Annotated in this window: 5 protein-coding genes and 1 pseudogene; 2 read left to right on the plus strand and 4 right to left on the minus strand. The window is 50.7% G+C overall.

Features of this window, described 5'->3' with window-relative positions:
• The 4 genes from ACOJS8_RS16985 to ACOJS8_RS17000 form a co-directional block, all read right to left on the minus strand.
• Positions 1-245 (minus strand): SDR family NAD(P)-dependent oxidoreductase (locus ACOJS8_RS16985; protein WP_420149735.1); only part of this gene is annotated, 245 nt, incomplete at its 3' end.
• 22 nt (positions 246-267) lie between these two features.
• Positions 268-1,326, minus strand: a complete 1,059-nt coding sequence (locus tag ACOJS8_RS16990) for a sugar phosphate isomerase/epimerase family protein (protein WP_420149736.1) — start codon at positions 1,324-1,326, stop codon at positions 268-270.
• A gap of 103 nt (positions 1,327-1,429) precedes the next feature.
• The gene (locus tag ACOJS8_RS16995; RefSeq protein WP_420149737.1) at positions 1,430-4,012 is read right to left on the minus strand and encodes a DUF7133 domain-containing protein; all 2,583 of its coding nucleotides are present in this window, start codon (positions 4,010-4,012) and stop codon (positions 1,430-1,432) included.
• 184 nt (positions 4,013-4,196) lie between these two features.
• Positions 4,197-5,915 (minus strand): GH39 family glycosyl hydrolase, encoded by a 1,719-nt coding sequence (locus tag ACOJS8_RS17000; RefSeq protein ID WP_420149738.1) that lies wholly within the window; start codon positions 5,913-5,915, stop codon positions 4,197-4,199.
• A gap of 200 nt (positions 5,916-6,115) precedes the next feature.
• Here ACOJS8_RS17000 and ACOJS8_RS17005 point away from each other — a divergent pair, with 200 nt between their 5' ends.
• A complete protein-coding gene (locus tag ACOJS8_RS17005; protein ID WP_420149739.1) occupies positions 6,116-6,670 on the plus strand; it encodes a gluconate 2-dehydrogenase subunit 3 family protein in 555 nt (184 codons plus the stop codon).
• A gap of 32 nt (positions 6,671-6,702) precedes the next feature.
• Positions 6,703-7,433: pseudogene (locus ACOJS8_RS17010) on the plus strand (GMC family oxidoreductase); the annotation flags it as partial.

Raw genomic sequence — 7,433 nt, forward strand, 5'->3', positions numbered from 1 at the left:
TCTGCCTGTTCTTCGTTGGTAATATCGGCAGCGAATGAAATGGCCTTGATACCAAAATCATCGCTCAACTCTTCAGCAGCGCGTTTTCCCTCTTCGGCATTACGGTTCACCAGCATTACGTTGGCCCCAGCCGATGCTAAACCGGCGGCCATCGCCAAACCCAGTCCTTTGGAACCACCGGTAATAATGGCCGCTCTGCCACTCAAATCGAATTGTTTAATACCTGGAAGCAATTCTTTACTCATAGAAATAGAATGATGGATACGATTAGATGAGCCCCAGCTTTTGTTTGCTGTAATCCAGACAGGCCAGAATATTATCTTCTTCAGCCGCCAGTTTATTTTCAGGACTTAAGGGGGTAGTTCTGGGGAGGCCCGCTTTGTACGTATGCTGCTTTACCAAACGTAGCGTCCGGGCTAAATCAAGTCCTGATACATCAGTAAAGGTCGACCAGTAATCGTTGGTTAAACAGGGAATTTCCAGCGGGTCCCGGGTGATCATTTCCAGATTGAACGTAACAGCCGGATTGTGTTTTTTGCATAAAGCGATCATCTTCGGCAGATCGCAGATGCCTTTGCCAAGTGGCACTTCCGACAGCAGAAAACCATCCGCATATTCGGCAACGCCCATATCTTTTACATGGGTTGTAAACACGTAGGGCGATAGCGTTTCAACGACCTCCATCGGGTTTTCCAGCAGGGAAATGCTATTGCCAAAATCTAACGTAACGCCAATCCATTCGCTATTCAGTTGCTTAAGCATGGCAACCAGTTCGGGAGCCCGCCAGTCCTTATGATTTTCTACGGCTAGCTTTACGTTGTGTTTGCGCAGAACCGGCTCGGCCAATCGCAGCGAAACCAGCGCATTTTTCTTTACTTCCTGAAAAGCTTCGGCAGAATGATACGTTTCGTACCGACGACCCGACGAGCAAACGGTACGTAACACCGTTGCCCCGGCTTCTTTAGCATTTACTACGTCCTGCTCAAATTTCGCTACGTCGGCAGCGGTTTTGGGTACACTGATGGATCCTTCCAGATAAAGCCCTAACTGCTCGCGTTTCGCCCGAACTTTCCTGGCAAAATCAGATGTCCAGCCGTTTACCACAACCTGTATCCCACCCGATCCGATCTGGTGGCAATGCTCCAGTAAGTCAACGGCGTTCGCAAAGCCAGGGTATTTCTGACTTTCTATTTTCGAGTTCCAGCGAAATCCATAAGAGTGCACAACAATACCCATTGAGGTGTTTTTAGCGAACTCAGGAAAATCGGAAAACGTCAGCGCCATGGCACCGATAGAAGCCCGTTGTAAAAAGTCTCGTCTGTCCATTTAGGTTAGGAATAGTCATAGTCATTCATTGCCATTCCGTTGTCATCGATTATAAAATGCCAATACTGACGCTACAATCGATGACAACAAAATAACCGTTTCTTTACTTTGCCGTACTCGTACTTGCGGCCTTTGCTTCGAGTATATACTTGTTCAGCTCTTTAGCCGTCCAGGGCACAACTCTCCCCTGCGACGTAACGCGGGTCATCCCAACGAGTCGTTTGCTGACAGGTCCGGCATTATTTCCCCATTCGTTACGTATGTAGGTAAGTATAGCCGTCAGCGAAGCGTCGTCCATGGTTGAATGGGCGGGCATAACAGGCAGAATTTCCGGCTGGTCGTAGGTTTTTTTATTGATTTCAACGGGCCCTTCCATGCCGTGTAGCAGAATCAGAGCCAGGCGTTTTTCATCGCCCACCACCCATTCCGAAGCAATAAGCGGAGGGCCAAACCGGTTGAGTCCGGCGCCATCGGTACCGTGGCATCCTGAACACGTATTCAGATAAAGCTGGCGACCGGACGCGAAAAGTTTTTGCTCCTCTTCGTTTAGCAGGCTCTTTTTTACCGTAGTGCTTTTGGCAGCAACGTGCCCTGGCCATTCAAACAGCGAAGCCAGTGCTTCCAGTCGGTTCGGTTCGATTTTGCTGTTGGTTTGCGTCAGAATAACAGGCGCTTTGTCCAGCCGGACCGGCTTTCCTTTCTGGTTACCACCCGCAATAGACATACCCGTCAGAATGACTTTTTGCTGCCAGCTCATGGTCTGCGTACCGTCGCCCAGGAGGTTCAGCATAGCCGTCAACTCCGTAGGGTTTTTCTTTTTCACCACGCAGGTTGTCAGTTGCTCAACAAATATTTCCTTCGCCGGATTGGCCGTTTGCCAGTTAGGATCTTTCATGAGCCGCTGCAAAAAAGCAAACTCCTGATTCTGCAGACTACTCAGAACAGCATCCCGCATCAGGGGCGACGCCCCCTGCCGGTCGGCAATGCCCAGTAACACCTGCTGTGCTACGTTCGGGTCGAGTACGTCGGCCGAAAGCGCCATCTGTAATTGCTGCTGAATCGTAGCTTTGGGGGTGCCCTTCAGAAGCTGTTCACCCAGCCTCGTTCGAACGGTTTTATCGGCCTTGGCAAACGGTTCGAGCAAACGTATAGCCGTACTGCTCACCAGCGGAACCGGATCGGCCACCAGTGGCAATAGCAGATCGGGCGTCACTAACTTTAGTCCTTCCAGGGTCCAAAGCGCCTGGAATCGTCCCAACGAATCGCTGCCCTTCTTTGCTACGTTAATCAGGGCCGGGCCAATACGTTTATCGTTACGTTCAACCAGCAGCTGCTGCGCCATATCCCGGTGCCAACCATCTGGATTCGATAGTTCGGCTACCAGTTCTTCTGAGGATGCCGCTGAAAGTTTCCGGGGTTTCTGCGCTTGCCAATTCTCTGGCACGATTCGCCAGATGCGACCTCGGTTGACCGGTTTTTCCAGACCACGAGCCAGCGTTTGTTCTTTCAGATAGGGCGTTACGTAGGCTTCGTGCTGAATGAGTCCACGGTACATATCGGCTACGTAGAGTGCCCCATCCGGGCCGGTTGCCTGATGGACGGGCCGGAATCGTTCGTCGGTCGAAGCCAGAAATTCCGTTCCCGGATGCGGATCGTGCGCGGCCACTAAAAGTCCTTTTTCTTCGACTACGTTACGCTTGATCAAATTGCCCGCTGGTTCACAGACAAATATGTTGCCATAGTAAGCCGCAGGCAGCGCCTTTCCCCGGTAAAACAGGGGTGAACAGGCAGCGGTAAATTCCTGTAACCGACCTTCTTTATCCAGCGTACCGGGTATATAGCCCCGGTTAACTGCCGGTGTTGGACGAATTGGGTAAACGCGCCGATCCAGGGTCAATCCAAAATCAATACCCGTTGTGGCTTTATGATTCTTATTTCGCGAAAGATAATTCGGCGGAACCAGATCGCCGTGTAATTGCGACCAGTTGTAGTTGTAGATCAGGCGGCCTTTATCGTCGTGGCTAATGCCCCACTGCCCCCGAAATTCGGTGCTATCGCGTTGCCATTGGGTCTCGCCAGGCTTGCCCTCCACAAACCGGTACCGAACGCGCGATTTAGCATTATAGTACCAGTTGTCAATGCCGCGCCAGAGCCCATTCGGTGCGTGTTCGGGCAGACCATTGCCCATGTAGTTAGCGTCGACAACCGTTTTCTTATCGGCTTTCAGGTCGCCATTTGTATCCTGTGTCAGCCATAACGCTCCGTTTTCGGCCACCAGAACACCATTTTTAACAAACGCAATGGCACGCGGCATAATCAGGCTGTCGAGGTAAACCTTGCTGACATCCATCTGTCCATCGCCATTGGTATCTTCCAGTACAGACACGCGCCCAACGGGCAGGTTCTCTCCTTCCCCACTGACGTTTGGCATAAAGCCCCGCATCTCAACAACCCAGAGCCGGCCATCAGGATCGAACGTAATAACAACCGGGTCCTCAACCATTGGCTCAGCAGCCACCAGTTGAATCTTCAGGCCCGGCTCCAGTTTGAACGTAGTGAGTTCTTCGGCGGGGGTTCGAACCGGCGAAGGTTCTTCAGTCCAGGTCGTTCGGACGTTGGTTTTAAAACTTAGCAGACACAACAGGCCAACGCCAAACAGGCAACTATAATATCCGTATTTACGCATGAGACTTACGATGAGTAATGAATAACGTAAAATGTATCAGACAACACTGTCAGGCATACGAACGTACTGCATCATTCATTTTACATTCTCCTGTCCTCTAATATTATAAAGCAGTTATAAAAATATACTACTTGTACTTTCTGATTAACGTAGTTGTTTATGTTATTTGTTACTGATTATCAATTTATTCCCACGAAATTTTTAACAGCGATACGCCCTGGCGCGGCAGGGTAAAGTTCAGCGTTGTTTGGCCCTCTTTTACCGAAATCCATTCCGGCGATACGAGCAGTTGTAATTGGCCTGCTTTTTCCAGTTCGACCGTTTGTTCCAGCGTAGGCGCTTTGGGTGACCCCATGCTTTTCCAGACTTCGTACGAGTTACTGAATTGTTTATCAACGCGATAATGCTCAAGCAACACGCGCTGTCCCGGAATACCCTTTAGCTGGACAGAAACCGGGGAATCAGGCGCTGGCAGATTATCATCGTGATAATTCCAGACCATCACCGCAGCGGTTTTCGCGTCTTTGCTGGCCAATGCATTGATGTCTGCTTCAGCCCGTACACTTTGGTCCCGAACGCGGACGTAGTCGTAGGCCAGTGCGCCCGTAACCGCTACGCGCGTAGTGGGCATCATACCAAACATCCGAAATACGTTCAATACGGGTTTGTCGATACCATTCGTGGCCAGATCACGAAATCCCCGGAACCAGGGTTGATCTTCAAACTCAAACGCCCACGTAACGGCTCCCGCCAGATTGACGCCCCGCGATTGGGCCAGATCATACTTACGGGCAAACGAAGCGGCCGTATAACTAGAGTACATGGTACCATTTCGATACGCATTCTGCGGATGCAGATCTTCTGAACAGGCCGCACAACCTTCCGGATCAGATTCACCAATGATAATGGGCAGACTTTTCAGACTTGGATACGACGCTACGATTTCGAAGCCCTTGTCGATGTCGCGAAGTTGGGTACCCATGTTCATCTGCACGGCACCGTTTACCACTTTCGGGGCACCTTTGGCATGGAACGTAATGAAATCGAGTGGGCTTCCGGTCTGGCCCGTTACGTAGTTTTTGCCCGTTACAACATGATCAAGAAACGCTTTAAAAAATTTAGCCGATACGTCCCAGTTAGGGCCAGTCACTTCAGGGCCACCGATTTTTGCCGTTGGCAAGGCTCTTTTTACGGCATCGGCGGTGTAGTCGTAGAGCTTGATGTATTCGTCGGTTGTACCCTTCCAGTAGCCAATGTTGGGTTCATTCCACAACTCCCAGTACCAGCTTTCTACTTCCTTCTGGCCGTAGCGTTCGACCGAATGTTTTACCCACTGAAAAACCAGTTCGCTCCATTTCTTATAATCTTTCGGCGGATAGGCCCAGCCCGTGTAGATGTCGTTGTAATTGTCGCCGGGTTTCCAGTAATGGCGGTATGGCTGGGGTTTGGTAGAGAGTGCTTCCGGCATAAATCCGATCTGGGCAATGGGTTTCATGCCCCGCTGGATATACGTATCGAAAATCTTATCGACAATGGTCCAGTTATAAATCGGGTTGCCTTTTTTGTCTTCGGTGTACGCATTGGTTGACCCCCATTTCAGAGCCGCTGTTCCGTCGCCCGTGACCAGCAAGCTATGTGCCCGCACGTTGACCGGCACTTTACTCAACTTCGAAATTTCGGTAAGCAATTTCTGCCCATCTTTCATGTACGTATAGTTCGGCTCATCGTAGCCAAACCACGCCCAGATTGGTTTGAGCGGACCTTTTTCCGTAGCCAGATCAACCTCGATGGTTACCGGTTTCGGCCGATCGGTTTGCGCCCATCCGGGCGTATTTATTCCACCGAACGTAGTGAAACAGAGAGAAACCAGCGTTAGCCATCCCTGGCTTTTGCTTCGAATCATACGTATTGTGATTATTGCTCGTAAAGCGTTGTCGATAGCACCATTGGCACAAGCCACACCAGACTGCTTTCTACTACGTTGCGGGATAAATTCGGCTGATTTCTTCGCTCAGCGTATCTACCAAATTAGATTTCATCGCCATCTTACTTTAGCTAGAAACAGTACGTTACCAACGCTGGTAACTCCGACCCATCGAACCAATGAATAGACGAGACGCCTTGACACGAACAGCCTGGATACTGGGTGGCACCCTTTCCGCTCCTACTCTGCTGGCCATGAACCGATGGGAACAGCTTGTTTCGGAAGGCCAGGTTTTAGGCGCAACCCGCCCTCTTCTGAACGAAACACAGCGGGCAATTACGGCTCGCGTGGCCGATCTTATTCTGCCCCGTACGGATACGCCCGGAGCCCTTGACACGGGAGTCCCCGACTTCATTGAACTGATGATTCGCGATTGCTATAAAAAGCCTGCTCAGGATACGTTTCTGACAGGTCTTGGCGAGTTGGAACGTAGCAATTTTCTGACTCTTTCACCCGAACAGCAAACGACTGCTCTGCAACAGATTGAAACCCAGTCGAAAAAAGCGACCGACGTTACGTTCTGGCAAATGATCAAGGAACAAACGCTGCTTGGCTACTACACATCGGAAGCGGGCGTCAAAGCATCGTTCGATTACCAACCGATTCCGGGCAAATTTGAAGCCATCAAAATCAAGCCGGGACAAAAAGATTTTATGTACGGCAATCAGGCTTAAATCTTATCCTCAGCCATTCAATTATTGATCTTATGAACCTGAATATAAACGCACAAAAAGCTCAGACGTACGATGCCATTGTAATTGGCTCAGGCATGACGGGCGGATGGGCTGCCAAAGAACTTACGGAGAAAGGCCTGAACGTTTTGGTGCTCGAACGAGGCTACGAACTCAAACACATCGAGGATTACAAGATGGCCATGAAAGACCCCTGGGAATTTGAGCACCGGGGCAAAATCACCACCGTAGCGGCAGAGGAACACTACGCCACCATGTATTTTTCGGCCAAAGAGGGGTCGCAATATCTGTACACCAACGACAAGGAGCATCCGTACATTCAGAAACGCCCGTTCAACTGGATTCGGGCGTACCATACCGGCGGCAAATCGCTGTTGTGGGGTAAGCATACGTATCGCTGGAATCCCGACGATTTTCTGGCCAATGCCAAAGAGGGCGTGGGTATTGACTGGCCAATCCGGTACGCTGACCTGGAACCGTGGTATTCCTATGTCGAGAAATTTGTCGGTATCAGCGGTCAGGCCGAACGACTGGCCGTTTTGCCCGACAGTCATTTTCTGCCGCCCATGGCTATGACTGCCCCCGAAATTCATCTGAAAAAGTCGGTGGCTCAGAAACTCAACCGGCCAATCACCATTGGCCGGGTTGCCCACCTGACCAAAGCGCAGCCGCAACATCTGGCTGTAGGACGTACCGATTGCCAGTTCCGCAACCGTTGTACGCGAGGTTGTCCTTACGGTGGCTA

This window comes from Spirosoma sp., assembly GCF_048594605.1.
Lineage (GTDB): Bacteria > Bacteroidota > Bacteroidia > Cytophagales > Spirosomataceae > Spirosoma.